The 18488-nt window shown below is 30.6% G+C and carries 16 protein-coding genes and 1 riboswitch; of the genes, 2 read left to right on the top strand and 14 right to left on the bottom strand.

The annotated features are described in order from the left end of the window. Nucleotides 1–6: 6 nt before the first annotated feature. From Q4586_RS12380 to Q4586_RS12445, 14 genes are all read right to left on the bottom strand, one after another. Nucleotides 7–597 (bottom strand): HPP family protein, encoded by a 591-nt coding sequence (locus Q4586_RS12380; RefSeq protein ID WP_303529376.1) that lies wholly within the window; start codon nt 595–597, stop codon nt 7–9. 15 nt (nt 598–612) lie between these two features. After that, nucleotides 613–1389 (bottom strand): uroporphyrinogen-III C-methyltransferase, encoded by a 777-nt coding sequence (cobA, locus tag Q4586_RS12385; RefSeq protein ID WP_303529378.1) that lies wholly within the window; start codon nt 1387–1389, stop codon nt 613–615. Beyond that, nucleotides 1382–3487, bottom strand: coding sequence for a ferredoxin-like domain-containing protein (locus tag Q4586_RS12390; protein WP_303529381.1), 2106 nt, complete (start codon nt 3485–3487; stop codon nt 1382–1384). Before Q4586_RS12390 ends, cobA begins: the two co-directional genes overlap by 8 nt. 38 nt (nt 3488–3525) lie before the next feature. After that, entirely contained in the window at nt 3526–3873 is a 348-nt protein-coding gene (locus tag Q4586_RS12395) for a 4Fe-4S dicluster domain-containing protein (RefSeq protein WP_303529383.1), read from the bottom strand. Between the two features lie 12 nt (nt 3874–3885). After that, nucleotides 3886–5133 carry a sulfate adenylyltransferase subunit 1 gene (locus Q4586_RS12400; RefSeq protein ID WP_303529386.1) on the bottom strand — a complete coding sequence of 416 codons (1248 nt, stop codon included), beginning with the start codon at nt 5131–5133 and terminating at the stop codon, nt 3886–3888. 188 nt (nt 5134–5321) lie between these two features. After that, nucleotides 5322–6227 (bottom strand): sulfate adenylyltransferase subunit CysD, encoded by a 906-nt coding sequence (gene cysD, locus Q4586_RS12405; protein WP_084443228.1) that lies wholly within the window; start codon nt 6225–6227, stop codon nt 5322–5324. A gap of 11 nt (nt 6228–6238) precedes the next feature. Next, nucleotides 6239–6877 carry a phosphoadenosine phosphosulfate reductase domain-containing protein gene (locus Q4586_RS12410; RefSeq protein ID WP_303529391.1) on the bottom strand — a complete coding sequence of 213 codons (639 nt, stop codon included), beginning with the start codon at nt 6875–6877 and terminating at the stop codon, nt 6239–6241. After that, nucleotides 6865–7116 (bottom strand): DUF2061 domain-containing protein, encoded by a 252-nt coding sequence (locus tag Q4586_RS12415; protein ID WP_068706260.1) that lies wholly within the window; start codon nt 7114–7116, stop codon nt 6865–6867. The genes Q4586_RS12410 and Q4586_RS12415 overlap by 13 nt, the downstream gene beginning before the upstream one ends. 120 nt (nt 7117–7236) lie before the next feature. Beyond that, nucleotides 7237–7644: an RrF2 family transcriptional regulator gene (locus Q4586_RS12420; RefSeq protein ID WP_068706258.1), complete on the bottom strand. Its 408-nt coding sequence runs from the start codon at nt 7642–7644 to the stop codon at nt 7237–7239. 29 nt (nt 7645–7673) lie between these two features. Then, nucleotides 7674–8840, bottom strand: coding sequence for a trans-sulfuration enzyme family protein (locus tag Q4586_RS12425; protein WP_303529396.1), 1167 nt, complete (start codon nt 8838–8840; stop codon nt 7674–7676). Between the two features lie 64 nt (nt 8841–8904). After that, a complete protein-coding gene (gene thrA / locus Q4586_RS12430; RefSeq protein WP_068706254.1) occupies nt 8905–12303 on the bottom strand; it encodes a bifunctional aspartate kinase/homoserine dehydrogenase I in 3399 nt (1132 codons plus the stop codon). Between the two features lie 90 nt (nt 12304–12393). Continuing rightward, nucleotides 12394–13668, bottom strand: coding sequence for an O-acetylhomoserine aminocarboxypropyltransferase/cysteine synthase family protein (locus tag Q4586_RS12435; protein WP_068706251.1), 1275 nt, complete (start codon nt 13666–13668; stop codon nt 12394–12396). A 123-nt stretch (nt 13669–13791) separates the two neighbouring features. Then, nucleotides 13792–13916, bottom strand: a riboswitch (SAM riboswitch). Between the two features lie 99 nt (nt 13917–14015). Beyond that, complete coding sequence (locus Q4586_RS12440; protein WP_068706249.1) at nt 14016–15059, bottom strand: WD40 repeat domain-containing protein; 1044 nt, start codon at nt 15057–15059, stop codon at nt 14016–14018. Nucleotide 15060: 1 nt separating this feature from the next. After that, entirely contained in the window at nt 15061–16299 is a 1239-nt protein-coding gene (locus Q4586_RS12445) for a S41 family peptidase (protein ID WP_068706247.1), read from the bottom strand. 277 nt (nt 16300–16576) lie between these two features. On the opposite strand from Q4586_RS12445, the gene Q4586_RS12450 reads away from it, so the two are divergent. Further along, on the top strand, nt 16577–17632 hold the full coding sequence (locus Q4586_RS12450; RefSeq protein ID WP_245662360.1) for a sensor histidine kinase: 1056 nt from the start codon (nt 16577–16579) through the stop codon (nt 17630–17632). After that, the gene (locus tag Q4586_RS12455) at nt 17629–18327 is read left to right on the top strand and encodes a LytR/AlgR family response regulator transcription factor (RefSeq protein WP_068706243.1); all 699 of its coding nucleotides are present in this window, start codon (nt 17629–17631) and stop codon (nt 18325–18327) included. Before Q4586_RS12450 ends, Q4586_RS12455 begins: the two co-directional genes overlap by 4 nt. The last annotated feature ends 161 nt before the right edge of the window (nt 18328–18488 follow it).

Consider the following 18488-nt stretch of genomic DNA (forward strand, 5'->3'; position numbering starts at 1 on the left):
TTAAAATCAATTTCCTTTTTTTACTTTTTTAAATATTCTTGTAAACTTTTTATTGGTAGGATAACTTCTGTGTTTAGTTATATTGTTTATCAATAAAGCTACTACAAATAAAATTAACGTTCCGCTTAAAACAGGCGACAATACATATAAATACCCTAATGTTTTTATTTTTTCTGTTCCTATTATCGCTATTAAAGCCGTTGCGCCTCCTGGTGGATGCAATGTTTTTGTGTACTGCATTAACACAATAGATGTTGAAACTGCTAACGGTGCTGTTAACCAAATAATATCGGGTAAAAATTTAGCAATTGTAACACCAATTATTGCCGATAAAACATGCCCACCAATTAAATTTCTTGGCTGTGCTAACGGACTTTGAATTGCTCCATACACTAAAACACACGTGGCTCCAAACGATCCTATTAAAAAAACATTTTCAAGTTTTGATAAATAAAAAGATTGTATAAAAGCGATAATTCCTATTCCGATAAAAGCACCTATAAAAGACCAAAAATTTTCTATATAATCTAAAGATGTTTCTTTATACAAAACATATTTAGTTATTCTTATTGTTCTTTTTACTTGTTGCTTTACCATTATAAAATTATTTTTTTAAGCTAAAGTAAACTCTTTATTAATAACTTCTTGTTGCACTTTATTTAAATCTTGTCGATGTTTAACAACCTCGCCTAAAACAATAATCGCAGGATTACTTATTTCATTCTTTTGAACAATTTCTAAAATAGTATCTACGGTTCCTATACCAACTTTTTCTCTTGATGTTGTGCCATCTTGAATAATTGCTACTGGTAAATTATTTTTATTTTCTTGTTTAAATAATTTTACAATTTCAGGTAATTTCCCCATTCCCATTAACACCACCACTGTTGCATTAGATTTTGCTGCCAAAGCAACATCGTTTGACAACTTGTGATCTTTCGTGGTACCTGTAATTACCCAAAAACTTTCAGCACTTCCACGTTTTGTAAGTGGTATATTTTGAGATGCTGGCACCGCTAATGATGATGAAATTCCTGGTACAACAGCTACTTCTACTCCAAAACCAGCAGCATATTCCATTTCTTCAGCACCGCGCCCGAAAATAAAAGGATCTCCTCCTTTTAAACGAACTACATGACCGTGACTTTTTGCTCTTGCTACAATTAATTCGTTAATTTGATCTTGCTGATATTTATAACACCCTCTTCTTTTTCCAACAAAAATTTGTTCTGCATTCGGATTTATAAACTCTAATAAATCTTCATTTACCAAAGCGTCGTATAAAACAACATCAGCTTTTTTTAACGTTTTAATTGCCTTTACTGTAATTAAATCTACATCTCCAGGACCAGCGCCAACAACGGTTAATTTTGGTGTTTTATTAAGCATTACTTACTTCTTGTTTTCTAAAAGCATCTACTTTATTATAAAACGATTTTGCATCATTTAAATAACTTTCAGCAAATGCTTTTGTTGGGTTTTCTCTCTTAATTTGATAAACTACATCTTCAAAACTAACATCTAAATTAATTTTACCTATAGCTACAAAATGTTCTTGAAAGCTTGTAATAATACCTGCTTGTGTGTTTGTTTTTATATTTTCGGCAATTAATAAAGCTTTTGCTGTATTAACTAAAGAGGTGTATGAATGATAAATACTATCTGAAAATTGATTTTCTTTTAAAGCTTCTGCTGAGTTTGTAATTTTTTCTTCACTTTCAAATAAAAGTGTTGCTATTAAATCAATTACAACTCCCGCACATTCACCTACTCCAATTGCTTTTACATAATTTTCTGAATGTCCCCAATCAATAAAATCACTTGGCGCTAAGTTTGATGTATCAGATAATCCTTTTAACAAATCATAAAAATATGTTTTTCCTTGACGGTCATAATACGCTAAAAAAGTTTCATCTTCTTGCTGATTTGCCTCTACATCATTTAATAAAATACGTAATGCTTCCGGACCTCTTTTACTTGGTACTTTAACTAATTTATCAGAAAAACGTCCTTTTCCATCACCTAAAATACCTCCACCTATTAAAATTTGTAATGCTGGTGCTTGTAAAGCGCCTACTTTTATAGACATTCCTTGAAAACCAATGTGTGCCATATTATGTTGCCCACAAGCATTCATACAACCACTAATTTTAATAGCGATTTCTTTATTGTTTAAATATGCTGGATATTCTTCTTCTAATACCTTTTCTAGTTCTACCGCTATTCCTGTACTACTCGAAATTCCTAAATTACAAGTATCAGTTCCTGGACATGCTGTAATATCGGCAGTAGAATTATAACCTGCTTTTGCAAAACCTAATTTTTGTAATTCTACATAGAAAAAAGGTAACAATTCTTCTTTTACATGACGAATTAAAATGTTTTGACGTAAAGTTAAACGAATTTCATTTGCTGCATATTTTTTAACTAAATCTGCTAACAAACGTGCTTTTGGTGTGTAAAAATCACCTAAGTGAATTTTAAGCCCTATTGCAAATAAACCCTCTTGTTTTTGTTTGATTACATTGGTTTCTTTCCATTTTTTATACGCTGATTCATCTTCAATTTTTACTGAAGGAATTGAAATTTCTTGAAAAGAGATTGGCTGCTCAAACTCGGTAGTATCTACTTTAAATGTTTTATTTTCTAACGCATTTACCTCATCAGATACTAATTGTAAAAAAGTATCAACTCCTAAATCTTTTACTAAAAATTTTAATCTTGCTTTTGCGCGTTTTGCACGCTCACCAAATCGATCAAAAATTCTTAAAACACCTTCAATTGTTGGTATTAAAACATCTTCTTCTAAAAAGTCGTAAATAACATCTGCATGTCTTGGCTGTGATCCTAAACCACCACCTAATAACACCTTAAATCCTTTTTTAGTTACTCCGTTTTCAGTTTTTATTTTTGCTATAAACCCTAAATCATGAATAAAACTAATTGCTGTATCATCATCTGTACCCGAAAAAGACATTTTAAACTTACGTCCCATTTCTTGACAAATAGGGTTTCTTAAAAAGAACTTAAACGTAGCATCTGCATAAGGTGAAACATCAAAAGGCTCATTTACATCAATTCCTGCTGTTTCTGATGCTGTAATATTTCTTACTGCATTACCACAAGCTTCTCTTAAAGTAATATCGTCTTTTTCTAGTTGCGCCCATAATTCTGGCGTTCTATCTAAACTTACGTGATGTATTTGAATATCTTGTCTTGTAGTAATATGTAATCTTCCACGAGAATACTCATCTGAAACATCAGAAATTCTGTGTAATTGCTCGCTTGTAACCCTACCAAACGGTAATTTTATACGAATCATTTGTACACCAAACTGACGCTGACCGTAAACTCCTCTTGCCAAACGTAAACTACGAAAACGTTCTTCGTCTATTTTACCTTCTTTAAAAAGTTGAATTTTTCTTTCTAATTCTAGAATGTCTTTTTCTACAATTGGGTTTTCTATTTCGGTTCTAAAACTTTGCATTACTATATATATTAAAGCTTGTAAGCGTTACTTTTTAATTAATTATGTAAGAATTTTTGTTTTGTCAATAATTCTTCCTCTGTTTCTACATGGTCATCATCAGGCACACAACAGTCTACCGGACAAACGGCTGCACATTGTGGCTCTTCGTGAAAACCGATACATTCGGTACATTTATCTGGAGAAATAAAATAGTATTCATCTGAGATTGCTTCTTGTGTTTCGTCTGCATCTACTGTAATACCATATTTTAGTTTTACATCTCCTATTAACGAGGTTCCATCACTATATTTCCAATCTTCAGCACCTTCATAAATAGCTGTATTTGGGCATTCTGGTTCACATGCTCCACAATTGATGCACTCATCTGTTATTATAATTGCCATACCTACTTTAAATTACTTAATAAAACCTACTCCGGCTGTATTATTGGTTTTTGGATTGATTAAAATAAAAGTTCCGTTTGCTTTATTTTTACTATAAGCATCTACGAATAATGGTTTACTTACTTTTAAAGAAACTTCACCTATTTCATTTAACGCTAATGCTGATGGGTTTTCTTCTTTTCCTGAAAAATCAGGTTTTATAAGTGATGTTAAGCTTGTTATTTTTGCTTGTACATCATTTACCCCGTGTTTAACGTAATATTTATTAGCGGCTTGTAAAGGTTCTTTATCCATCCAACAAATAGTTGCATTCAACTCTTTTGTAACTGTTGGTTGCTCATCTAGTTTTACCAACATATCTCCTCTACTTACATTTACATTATCTTCTAAAGTAAGTGTTACCGAACTTCCTCTTTTTGCCTGTAAATACTCTTCATCAAAAAAGTTAATACTTTTTATTTTTGATGTGGTTGCTGATGGTAAAACGGTAACGGAATCGCCAACAGCTAAATCGCCTCCATAAATTTTACCGGCATAACCTCTAAAATCATGATACTCGTCAGTTTTAGGTCGTATTACTGTTTGCACAGGAAAACGTGTTTGAGAAACTTCTTCTAAATCTTCTGAAACTAAACTTTCTAAGTGATCTAATAATGTTTCGCCTTTATACCAAGGTGTATTTTCTGACTTTTCAACAACATTGTCACCTTTTAAGGCAGACATAGGAATGAACGTTAATTTTTGACCTTTATAAGCACTTTTACTTGCTAAATATTCTATTTCATTTTTTATTTCGTTAAATTTTTCTTCTGAAAAATCAACTAAATCCATTTTATTAATGGCTATTACCACGTTTTTTACGCGTAATAATGTGTTTATAAAAAAGTGACGATAGGTTTGCTCAATTACTCCGTTACGAGCATCAATTAAAACAATAGATGCTTGTGAGTTTGATGCACCTGTAACCATGTTTCTGGTATACTCAATATGCCCAGGAGTATCGGCTATTATAAAACTGGTTTTTGGTGTTGAAAAGTATATGTGTGCTACATCGATTGTAATTCCTTGCTCTCTTTCTGCCACTAAACCGTCGGTAGCTAATGAAAAGTCTAAGTAATCAAAACCTCTTTGTTTACTTTTTTCTTCAATGGCTTCTAATTTATCATCAGTTAGTGATTTGGTGTCGTATAAAATACGTCCGATTAAGGTACTTTTACCATCATCTACACTACCTGCTGTTGCTATTTTTAATACGTTCATTTTATTTGCTATTTGCTATTAGTTTTTAACTTTTAGCGGTATTCGTATTTATTTTATTGATAATCACAAAGCTTTTTAGGCTTTCGGAATATTTGTTGGTAAGTGCGTTAGGGATTGCAACGGCATCCTTTTTTTGTTTTTCTCAAAAAAAGATACAGTGTAAAGCCTGTTAAAACGCCCTTATTATTTTAAAAATATCCTTGTTGTTTACGTTTTTCCATGGCTGCTTCTGAGCGTTTATCATCTATTCGAGCGCCACGTTCTGATATGGTTGAAACTTTTATTTCGTTTACAACGGTATCAATATCTATTGCGTCGGACAATACAGCGGCAGTACAACTCATATCACCTACGGTTCTAAAACGTACCATTCGCTCTTGCACTTCTTCATCTTCATCTCTATAAACTACATCGTCTTCTGCCGACCATATTAAACCGTCTCTTAAAAAAGTGGCTCTTTTGTGGGCGAAATAAATGGATGGTATTTCGATGTTTTCTTTTTGGATGTATGACCAAACATCTAACTCTGTCCAGTTTGAAATAGGAAAGACACGTACATTTTGTCCTAAATCAATTTTTCCGTTTAACATATCAAATAACTCTGGTCGTTGATTTTTTTCATCCCACTGTCCAAAATCGTCACGAACAGAAAAAATACGTTCTTTTGCTCTTGCTTTTTCTTCATCTCTACGCGCTCCACCGATACATGCATCAAAGCCGAACTCATCAATTGCATCTAATAACGTTTCTGTTTGTAACATGTTTCGGCTCGCGTATCTCCCTTTTTCTTCTTTTACTCTACCTTTATCGATATTGTCTTGAACATTTCTAACGATTAGTTCAACCCCTAATTCTTTTGCTAAACGGTCTCTAAACTCAATAGTTTCAGGAAAATTATGCCCTGTGTCTATGTGCATTAAAGGAAACGGAATTTTAGCTGGATAAAATGCTTTTTGTGCGAGTCGCACCAGTGTTATACTGTCTTTTCCCCCCGAAAATAATAACACTGGTTTTTCAAATTGAGCGACTACCTCCCTAAATATATATATAGCTTCACTTTCTAGTGCACCTACTTGTATTGTTTTTGTATTCATAATCATATCTTTTAAATATGTAAACCACATTCTCTGTTACTTTCTACTTTTGTTGGATCGAAGTATTTAAACTCATTTGGTAAATTGTGTTCTTTTAAATATTTATCTAAATCTTCATCAGACCAATGATAAAAAGGGCTCACTTTTAAAATACCATCTTTACTAAAAGAAAGCACGCCTATACCGTCTCTAAATGCTGTTTGTCCTTTTCGTAAATTGGTAAACCATATTTTTGGTTGATGCTCAGCCATCGCTCTTTTAAAAGGTTCTAATTTTACTTGCTCGGTAAAAACTGCATGATTTTCATCTTCTATTGATGGAAGCCCTATGGTAATATTACGATGTGCAACCGTTTGCTTTGGCACATACAACGCTACGTTTAAGTTTAATTTATCTATTAACTCTTCAGCATGTTTATAAGTTTGTGGTGTGTTATAACCTGTATCACACCAAATAACTTTTATTGAAGGATTTTTTGTTGCTATTAAATGTAAGATAGCTACTTCATAGGGTCTGAAATTTGTAGTAATGATCGTTTTTTGTTTCAATTCAAAAACCCATTCTATAATTTCTTTTGGGCTCAATTTTTCTAAACCTTTATTTAGTTCAGCTATATTCAACTCTTCTTTTAAGCTCATTATTTTCCCCATTTTATTTTATTCCAAATTCTTTCATGAAAGAAATACAATATCATTTTTGTTACTAACTCTATGCTTCCTATTGAAAATGCTAAGGTTAACTCTCCTGTAATTAACCAAGAAATTAAAATTGTATCAATAGTTCCGATAACTCTCCAACTAACCGATTTAACAAAACTTCGTATCGGATTTTCTGAAGTTTTATCTGACTTATAATTTTTTTTATCTGCTACTAATTGTTCTAAAATCATTTTTAAAATTAAATACCCTATCGGGTAACTAGGTTTTAAGATTCAACAAATGTAGGTATACATTTTAGATAAAAAAACATTTATTTAAAATTTTTACAAAACGATAACATTTGTGGAAAATTATACTAAATCGGCAAGGGTATTATTTCTAAGAACTTGAAGTGTATTGTCTCTAACTTGAATCATTAATTTATGAACAGAACACGCATCTTCATCAGGGCAATCACTACATTTTTCGTAGTAATTTAAACTAACGCAAGGTAACATAGCTATAGGACCTTCAAGGGTTCTAATAACATCTGTCATTTTAATTTCTGATGCATCTTTTAACATATAGTAGCCACCGCCTTTGCCTTTTTTGGCGCCTAAAAAACCGGCTCTTCGTAAGGTAAGTAATATACTTTCTAAAAATTTGTGTGAAATATTTTCGCTTTTAGATATCGTTGCAATTTGCACCTTATCTCCTTTTTCTTGCCTAGCAATAAATGTTAGTGCCTTTAAGCCGTATTTCGTTTTTTTAGAAAGCATACCACAAAAATACACTTTTTATTTAGTTGTTAATTCTCTAAAGCTTGTTTTAAATCATTAATAATATCAATAGCGTTTTCTAACCCAACCGAACATCGTACCAAACCATCTGTAATTCCTACTTCTAATCGATCTTCAATACTTAATTTACTATGTGTTGTAGATGCTGGGTGCGTAACAATGGTTCTTGTATCTCCTAAGTTTGCAGATAATGAGCACATTTTTATTGCGTTTAAAAATTTACGTCCTGCTTCAATACCTCCTTTAACTTCAAAAGCAACAATATTACCTCCTAAGCGCATTTGTTTTTTTGCAACTTCATATTTTGGATGCGATTTTAAAAACGGATATTTTACTATATTCACATTTTCATGCGCCTCTAAAAACTCGGCAACTTTCAAGGCGTTTTCGCAATGTTTTTCTACTCGAATACTTAATGTTTCTAAACTTTTAGATAATACCCAAGCATTAAACGGTGACATTGCTGGACCTGTATTTCTTGAAAACAAATAAATTTCACGAATTAAATCAGCTTTTCCAACAGTTACCCCGCCTAAAACTCTTCCTTGTCCGTCAATTAATTTTGTTGCTGAATGGATAACAATATCTGCTCCAAAATCTATCGGGTTTTGTAGGTATGGCGTTGCAAAACAATTGTCAATTACTAATAATATGTTATGCTTTTTTGCAATTTTACCTAATAATTCTAAATCAATAATATCAACGGCTGGGTTGGTAGGTGTCTCTGCATATAATATTTTAGTATTGGGCTGAATTAAACTTTCAATTTTATCAACTTCATTTATTTTAAAGTAACTTGTTTCAATATTCCATTTTGGTAGATATTTAGTAAACAAACTATGCGTAGAACCAAAAACAGATCGGCAAGAAACAATATGATCTCCTGCATTTAGCAAAGCTCCGAAAGTAGAAAAAACAGCTGCCATTCCTGTTGCAAAAGCATAGCCCGCTTCGGCTTTTTCCATTGCCACAATTTTATTTACAAATTCTGTTGTATTTGGGTTTGAAAATCGGCTATATAAATTTTTCTCTTTTTCTTCAGCAAAAGACGCTCGCATATCTTCTGCATCATCAAATACAAAACTAGAAGTTAAGTATAAAGGTGTAGAATGTTCTGAAAATTGCGATCGTTCAGTTTGTGTTCTAATTGCTTCAGTTTCGAAATTTTTACTCATATTGTTTGTTTTATACTCTTTAATCAAATAACCTATTTATAGTTAAATACTTTTTAATCTTTAATTATTGTTTGTTTGCTAATCGTAAAATATCTCCAAAAACACCCCTCGCTGTTACTTCTGCTCCTGCTCCTGCTCCTTGAATTACAATGGGTTGTTCTCCGTACGATTCTGTATAAATTTCAAAAATAGCATCCGATCCTTTTAAACTTCCTAAAGGCGAACTTGTTGGTACCGATACTAATTTTACATCTAGTTCTCCTTTTGCTTTTGATAAATCGCCATGTAAATCGCCTATATATCGCAATACATGATCTTTATCTTGTGCTTCTTTTTGATTTTTAAATACTGGATTTAATTTATCTAAGTTTGATAAAAATTCTGATGCTGAAATATCTCTAAATTCTGATGGAATTAAATTTTCAATTGCTATATCTTCAAATTCATTTTCTAAATCTAGCTCACGAGCCAAAATCAATAATTTTCGAGCTACATCATTTCCACATAAATCTTCTCGTGGGTCTGGTTCTGTAAATCCGCTATCAATAGCTTCTTGTAATACGTTTGAAAACAGAACTTCATCCGAAGAAAACTTATTAAATAAATAACTTAAAGATCCTGAAAAAACTCCTCTAATACGTGTAATATTTTCGCCAGAATCGTGCAATAACTTAATGGTATCTATTAGCGGTAAACCTGCACCAACATTGGTTTCATACAAATATGATTTGGTATTTATTTCTAATGTTTTTCGTAGTTTTTTATAAAAATCATGAGATACCGTATTTGCTATTTTATTAGAAGAAACTAAATCGAAACCGTTTTCTATTAATGGAATGTAATTTTCTGTAAATTCACTACTTGCAGTATTATCAACAGCTATTAAGTTTTCGAGATGATGTTTTTTAGCAAAATCTATTACGCTATCAACAATATGCGTTTCCTCATCATTATTTTTTAAAATTGTTTTCCAATTTTCTACAGCTCCATCGCTACTTAATAATACTTTTTTAGAGCCCGCTATGGCAAAAATATTTAACTGTATTTTTTTTCTTTCTAATATAGATTTGGTATTTTTTATAATTTGATTAATTAAAGTTCCTCCAACTAATCCTTTACCAAATATGGCTATATTTATTTTCTTTGCAACTCCAAAAACTTGCCCATGAATTACATTTAACGCCTTGTGTAATTGTTCTTTTTTAACAACCAAACTTACATTTTTTCCTGAAATTGTATTGTTAAATAATAATGGTACAATTTGGTTTTTTATCAACGCATTATACGGATGATGAAACTCACTTAAATCTTGACCTATAATTGATATTACAGCGACATTATCTATAATTGAAATTTGATTTACATCTTTGGTATAAAAATCACTTTCAAACTCTTGTTCTAAAGCTTGTACAGCTGCTGCTGCCTTTTCTTTATCAATTACTAAACCAATACCTCTTTCTGATGAACCTTGCGAAATAATACTTACACTAATGCCATTATTACTTAAGGCTCTAAAAATACGTGCATCTACACCTACTTTACCCAACAAACCTCGTCCTTCAAAATTTAGCAATGCTACATTGTCTAAAACCGATAATGATTTTATGCCTTTTGAATTTGATTTAGCTGTAATTAATGTTCCTTTATCCGCAGGGTTAAACGTATTTAAAATACGAAGATTTATATTTTTTTCTAATAACGGAATAATTGTTTTTGCGTGTAAAATATTAGCGCCAAAATTTGCCAATTCATTAGCCTCTGAAAAAGATAGTTCTTCTATTTTTTTTGCATCAGCAACTAAATCAGGATTTGCAGTAAAAATTCCATCAACATGCGTATAGTTTTGTAACTCATTTGCATCTAAATAATTTGCTAATAATGATGCGGTATAATTACTTCCATTTCGTCCAAGCGTAGTCGTTTCTCCTTTTAAATTAGAAGCAATAAAACCTGTTACAATATTTACAGTATCTCCATTATGTTTTTTAAAATGCTTTACTACATTTTCTTTCGAAATATTTATAATTGGCTGTGCATTTCCAAAATTATCATCCGTTTTTATCAACGTTCTAGCATCGGTAATATTAGCATTTATCCCTTTTTCATTTAAAAGTGCGGCAACTGTTTTTGTTGATAACAACTCTCCTTGAGCTAAAACTTCGTCTTTTATTTTTTTACTATAATCTCCTAATAAACTAACACCTTCAAAAAATTTTTCTAAACGAGAAAACTCAGGAGAAAAGTCAATCAATGGTGTTAATTGCGACTGCTCATATTTAAGCGCTTCAAATTGATCTTGATAAGGAGCGTTCTTTGCTGCTTTTTCTAAAATTTCTTCTAATTGATCCGTCGCATTTCCTCTTGCTGATACAACCACAGCTATATTTTCTTGATCGTTTACTTTTTGCTCTATAATTGAAATTACATTTGTAATTCCTTTATTCGACAGCGATTTTCCGCCAAATTTGATTATTTTCATTTGATTATTTTTTGAATTTAGATTGAATATTGGCGCTATTATTTTTTCTAATTGCTCGTATTCAATCAAAAAAGCATCGTGTCCGTGAACCGAATTTATTTCGTTATACGTAACATTTGCGTTTACTAAGGCTAGCTCTTTTTGAGTTTCTCTATTTTCTTCAGCAGTAAAAAACAAGTCAGAATCTACTCCTACGATATGTATATCTGCTTTAATTTTTTTTAAAATTTCCGAATTATTTTCTCCTTTGGTTACATCAATCGTTTTTAATAATTGATTCATTAATTTATAAGACGCTAGTTGATAACGTTCTTGTAATTTTTTACCGTGATGTAACAGCCAACTTTCTACATTAAAAACTTCTGAATCTTCTCTTTTTGATCGATGAAAACGTTCTTTAAACGATTTTGGAGTTCTATAACATAACATTGCATGCATGCGAGCATCGTGCACTGGATTGCTCGAATTTATTAAAAATTGTTCTTGAATTTGGCAGTTACCAATTAACCAATCAGTAGATTTCCAATCGGTTGCTATGGGAATCAAATGTTTTGTTATTTTAGGTTTTAAAACAGCCATTTCCCAAGCTATTCCACCACCTAATGACCCACCAATTAAAGCAAATAATTGTTTTATTTTAAGTTTTTCTAATCCTATTAAAAAAACTTTAGCAATATCTCTTGCAATAAAATCTTTATAGTTTTCTATTAAAAAACCATCATACCCGTTGCCTGGAATGTTAAAACATAAAACGGTATACTTTTGCGTGTTTACCGCTTTGTTTTTCCCTATTAATTCTTTCCACCAACCATCTGTAACATCAGCAACATTACTATTACCTGTTAAAGCATGATTGATTAATACCACAGGAGCTGTTCCCAATTTTTCCCCAAAAACCTGATAGCTTAATGCTATTTTACTTAATAAAACGCCGCTTTCTGTGGTAAAATCAACAATATTTATATGTGCTAAAGTATTTTTCAACTGTATCTATTTTACTATAAAATCGAACGATTTACATGAACTTATTCCCCTTCAAAAAAATAAGATTCAATACATTCGATTTTTTTATGTTTATATTGTTAAAAAAGCATCTTTTAAATCACTTTTTAAATCTTCAAGATTTTCAAGCCCTACTGATAAACGAATTAAATCATTCGTAACTCCTGCACTTTCTTGCGCTTGTTCACTTAATTGTTGATGTGTTGTACTAGCAGGGTGAATGATTAGTGATTTTGTATCTCCAATATTTGCCAATAATGAAAAAAGTTTTGTGTTATCTGAAACTTTTTTTGCAGCTTCATAACCACCTTTAACACCAAATGTAACAATACCACTTTGTCCTTTTGGTAAATACGTTTTTGCTAATTTGTTATATTTACTGCTTTCTAAACCTGGGTAATTTACCCAAGCTACTTCTGATTGCTCTTCTAACCATGCAGCAATATTTAAAGCATTTTCACTATGCTTTTTTATTCTGATATCTAATGTTTCTAATCCTTGAATAATGTTAAATGCATTCGTAGGACTTAAGGCTCCTCCGAAATCTCTTAATCCTTCTAAAATTAATTTGAAAGTATAAGAAGCTGCTCCTAAAGTTTCATGATATACTAAACCATGATACCCTGCTGATGGTTCTGTAAATTCAGGGAATTTCCCATTTGCCCAATTAAAAGTTCCTGCATCAATAATTGCGCCTCCTAAAGAGTTTCCTTGACCTCCAATGTATTTTGTTAACGAATGAATTACAATATTTGCACCATGTTCTATCGGATTTAACAATGCTGGTGTAGCTACTGTATTATCAACAATAAATGGAACTTCAGTTTTTTTTGCATGTTTTGATATCCCTTTTAAATCTAACACATCTAACTTCGGGTTCCCTAATGATTCAACGAAAAAAGCTCTTGTATTATCCTGTACTGCTTTAGCAAAGTTATCAGGATTAGAAGCGTCCACAAATGTGGTAGTAATACCTAATCTAGGTAAGGTTACATTTAATAGATTGTAGGTTCCTCCATACAAACTACTTGAGGCTACAATATGATCACCGGCTTTTAATAACGTTAATAACCCTGTTGAAATTGCTGCCGTACCTGACGCAAATACTACAGCTCCTGTTCCGCCTTCTAAACTAGCCAAACGCTCTTGTAAAATTTGATTTGTAGGATTGTTTAATCGTGTGTAAATAAATCCTAATTCTTTTAATGAAAAAAGGTTTGCTGCATGGTCTGAATCATTAAAAACATACGATGTTGTTTGATAAATAGGAACTGCTCTTGTGCCTCCTGTTTGTTTTACATCATGTCCTGCGTGCAACGCGTTGGTTGCGAATTTTTGTGTACTCATTTTTCTTGTTTTTTGAGATAATAAAAAATTAAAACAAAAGTCAAATGCGTCAATTTTTTTTGACGTACTTACTAGAAAAATGTTATGAAGAATTATAGCAATTATAGATGAATAATTGCACTTGAGTTATCTATCCAATTTTAAATAAATGAATTTAAAATTAAGTAGAATTTAGCACCTTCTTTGTCTTGTACAAAGGGTTGCTAAGGTTTCACCGGGTCTAATCCCTCCACCTTTCTTGATAACATTGTCAATAAGTTATTGAACTTCGTGAGTGCAAATATTCAAATATTTTAATTTAATATCCTAATAAAAATTCACTTTTTTTTTTAAAAAAAAGTATTTACCTAAATGATTTTCCAAACTTTAACAGTTTTATCTTTACTTGGCGTTGCAATTAGTCTTCCGTCAGAACTAACATCCATTCCCAAACCAATATCATTGGTATGATTTGAAATTGTTTGTAAAATTTTTTCGCTTTTTACATCCCATAAAGTTGCTACAATTGGTTTTACTACTCCTGAAAATTTAAAATGATATTCAAGTAATTCTCCAATCATCGATTTGTCTGTTCCTCCTGCTATTACCCTGTCATTATCAATAAAAACAACCGAATGAATTGCCTGATTATCTCCTTTTAAAGTGTGCAATAATTGCCAATTAGTGGTGTCCCAAATTTTAACTATTTTATCATCTCCAGCACTTGCTAATAACTTTCCGTTTGGACTAAAATTCATTGACAATGGCACCATAGAATGCCCTAAAATTGTTTGAAGTAATTTGCCCGATTTAACATCATAAACTCTAATAGCATTATCACTTCCTGACGATAATAATAATTCGCCAGTAGGGTTAAAAACAACTTCCCAAATATTTTCTTGAGAGTCGTTAAAATCATAAATTAGTTTCCCTGTATTTACATTCCAAACAAAAACTTTATCATCATTTCCGCCAGCGGCGATTAACTTTCCGTCTGGACTAAAATTTACAGTCCAAATTGTGCCACCATCTCCTTTTAAGGTTTTTAATAAAGCTCCTGTTTTAACGTCCCAAATTCTAACGTTTCCATCATACGCTCCTGTTGCAACAACTTTTCCTGTTGAACTAAAATCTACTGTTGGCGTTCCTATTTCGTGTGGTAAATCATGTAAAACTTTACCTGTAATTCTAGACCAAATTTTAGCGTTTGGTTCAATTCCTCCACTAATCATTAATGAATTGTTTGGACTAAACTTAACCTCCCATACTTCATTTTTATGATGTGTATACGTTTTTTGCAATTCGATTTGATTTCCTTCAACAATTTTAGGCTGAGCAAATACTTGTAAAGACATTAAAACTAAAAGGCTTATAACAATTATAATTCCTATTATTAAAAACTTATTTTTCATACTATTTAATACTTTCTAGTTTTTGAATCATTTTTTTTGCTGATGCTGATGACGCATCTAATTCTAATGCTTTCTTATATGCTAATAAAGCATTTTTTTTATCTTTTTTATAAAAATACGCTTCTCCTAAACTATCCCAAGAATTGGCATCATTAGGATATAATTCTGTGTTCTTTTGAAATAATTTAATTGCAAAATCCACATTTTTTTCTTGTAAGTAAGTATATCCTACTTTATTTAAAATATTTTTTTTATTTCGTTTTACAGTTTTATCTAATGCATCAATATATGCAACTATAAAAGCATCTTTCTTTGTTGATTTAATAGTTGGTTTTACGCCTTTTCCTTCCCAATTAGTTTTTGTGACAGGATGCATTGCTTCAATATACGGAATAGAGATTGTAAAATTATTATTCAAATTCACTCTTTTAGTTCTGTTTGCACCTCCTCGAGTTGTTTCTCCAACAACTATTGCTTTATTTAAATGTTTCAGTGTATAGGCAAACGCTTCTGCTGCTGAAAACGTTTTTTTACTTGTTAAAATGTATAGTCGCGTATTTGTTTTCCTTTTACCATCAATATTTTCGAAAGTAAGTAACTGTGTTTTATTATTTGTCTTACGCTCATAAAAATTACTTAGTAACACTGGTTTTTTATCCGTAAAATAACTTGCTAATAATTGCATCATGTTTGGAACACCTCCACCGTTATTTCTTAAGTCAATAATAATTGCATTGGTATTTTTTAAAAAACTCATAGCAGCAATTGCCGTTTCTTTTGCGTACTTCATATCTGCGAACATTCGCAAATTTAAATAACCAATATTACCGTTTAACACTTTTGTTTCTGTAAAACCAAAATTGATTTCTGCCATTTTCATAGCCATCATTTTATCTCTTTTAAGTTTTATCTCTTTTGTTATTACACGTTTACTTTGTGCAATTTTTTTCGGCTCAAAATTCACTTTTAAATGCAAATCATGACTTAATTCTTGTAAGTCTTTTGTAAGTATTGTAGAAAATTCTTTTTTATTAGAAATAGACTTGTATTTTTTTGAATTAGATATGATCGTTGCAGACATTTTTTTTGCAACATCTAAATCGATATAAGACGCTAGTAATTTCTCTGAAATTAGTTTTAAAACTAATTTCTTTTCTTTTTTGTTAAATTCATTATTTTGCGATATTGTACTTGTTATAGTCACAATTGTTACTACGAATGCTAAGATGTATTTTTTCATTTTTAAATTGATTTTAAATTCCTTACAAACATAAAACCGATTTAATTTTAGATAAATAATAATTCTCAACTGCTTATCATTTCCACACACAAACCATCTTTATAAACTTAAAACCGTTTTGAGTCCCATTTTTAATTGTTGATGCTTGATTTTTGATTGTTTGTGTAAAATAGTATTCTATTTATTACATTATCATTAGCTTTACTAAGTGAAAACATTTCTTAAAAAATACAAAGCATTTATATACGGGCTAATAATTTTCAGGCTCCTAGTACTGTTGCTAACTTATTTTGATCATATTTATATAGATAATTCAGAATACTTATCAAACACGTTAAGTTTTATCTTTTATTGGTTGTTATTTTCATTGCCCATTTATTATTTTTATTTCCTAAAAAAACACCTATCAATTTCACTAAAATTAATTGGCGTAATCTTTTTTTTTATACTTGTTATTGTTAATGATATCCATGCCGAAATAATTGACAATCCTATTACATTTATAGGTATTATTATTACCAGCTTAGCTTTATTTTCTATAATAGCTCCAAAATTCTTCAAAAAATACGCGCTTTTTACAATTGCTTTCTATCTATTAAGCATCGGTTACTTCTTATATATAAGAGTTTATATTGATGATTTAAACGTGTACTTACAGCAAGAAAAAGAGATTAAAATTATTTTAACCATTCCTTTTTTTTTATTGATTTTAGGATGGATTTTTCAACAATGGAGATGGTTAAAAAACGTAGAATCAAAAAAAACTAAAGCTGAATTAGCGCTATTAAAAAGTCAAATAAATCCTCATTTTTTCTTTAACACACTGAATAATTTATATGGCTTAACAGTAGAAAAATCTGATGATGCACCAGATGTTGTGCTAAAATTATCTGATATGATGCGTTACACAATCTATATGGGAAAGGAAGATTTAGTGCCTTTAAAAGATGAAGTTGAATATTTACAAAACTATATAGAACTACATAAAATCAGGTATCAAAAAAAAGTTGATATTACATTTAAATACATAAATATAACTAATTACAAAATTGCTCCGTTGCTGTATATTATTTTATTAGAGAATGCATTTAAACACGGAGTAGAAAAACTGACAGAGAATGCTTATATTCACATGAATCTTTCTACAAACAAAAAAACTATTCTTTTTCAAATAGAAAATAATTATGAGCAATCAGAAACTGAATCAGAAACTGGAATTGGCTTAGATAATTTAAAACAACGTTTAAATTTATTGTATCCTAAGAAGCATCAAATAACCATAAACAAAAGCGATGCTGTGTATAAATTAGCTATTAAAATTGACACCAAATGACGCATTATTTAATTATTGATGACGAGCCAATTGCGCATCGTATTATTGAGAAGTATTGTGATAATTTACCGCATTTAAAGAAAAGCGGAAATTGTTTCAATGCGTTTGAAGCCTTGCAATTTTTAAATCAAGAGCAAGTAGATTTGTTGTTTCTAGACATTAACATGCCTAAATTATCTGGCTTCGATTTCTTAAAAACCTTAACCAATCCACCAAAAATAATTGTAACAACTGCTTACAAAGAATTTGCTTTAGAAGGATATGAACTAAATATTTCAGATTATTTATTAAAGCCTTTTTCTTTTGAACGTTTTGTTAAAGCTATCAATAAAACCATTACAAATAATCAGCAAGAAATAAACAACAACATTCCTGTAAATCAAACAGAAAAAATACCCGAAAGTTTTTTCTTAAAAGGCGATAAAAAACATCATCAAATCCATTTTAACAACATTCTTTTTATTGAAGCTTATGGTCACTATTGTAAAGTTTATTTAAAAGATAAAATCATTTTAAGTAATGAAAAAATATCTTCATTAGAAAAATCCCTTCCTGATACTTTTATCAGAACACACAAATCTTTTATCGTTTCAAAAAGTAAGATTGAACAAATAGAAGGAAATCGTATTCTAATCAAAGAACATAAAATTCCTATTGGCCAAACTTATAAAAAAAACATAAAGCTCTTATTTTAGTTACCTTTATAATATTTATAATTATTAACAAATTGTTCCTTTTTTATAAATAAGATTTAAATAATTAGTAATAGCTATTCACGCTTTCCACACTCGCTTTTTTTGATTTTTTTAGTAAAACCAAAAAAGAGCTCAAACAAATGCTTCAATCGTGGCTAAGG

The organism is Tenacibaculum soleae, from assembly GCF_030549005.1.
GTDB classification, from domain to species: domain Bacteria; phylum Bacteroidota; class Bacteroidia; order Flavobacteriales; family Flavobacteriaceae; genus Polaribacter; species Polaribacter soleae.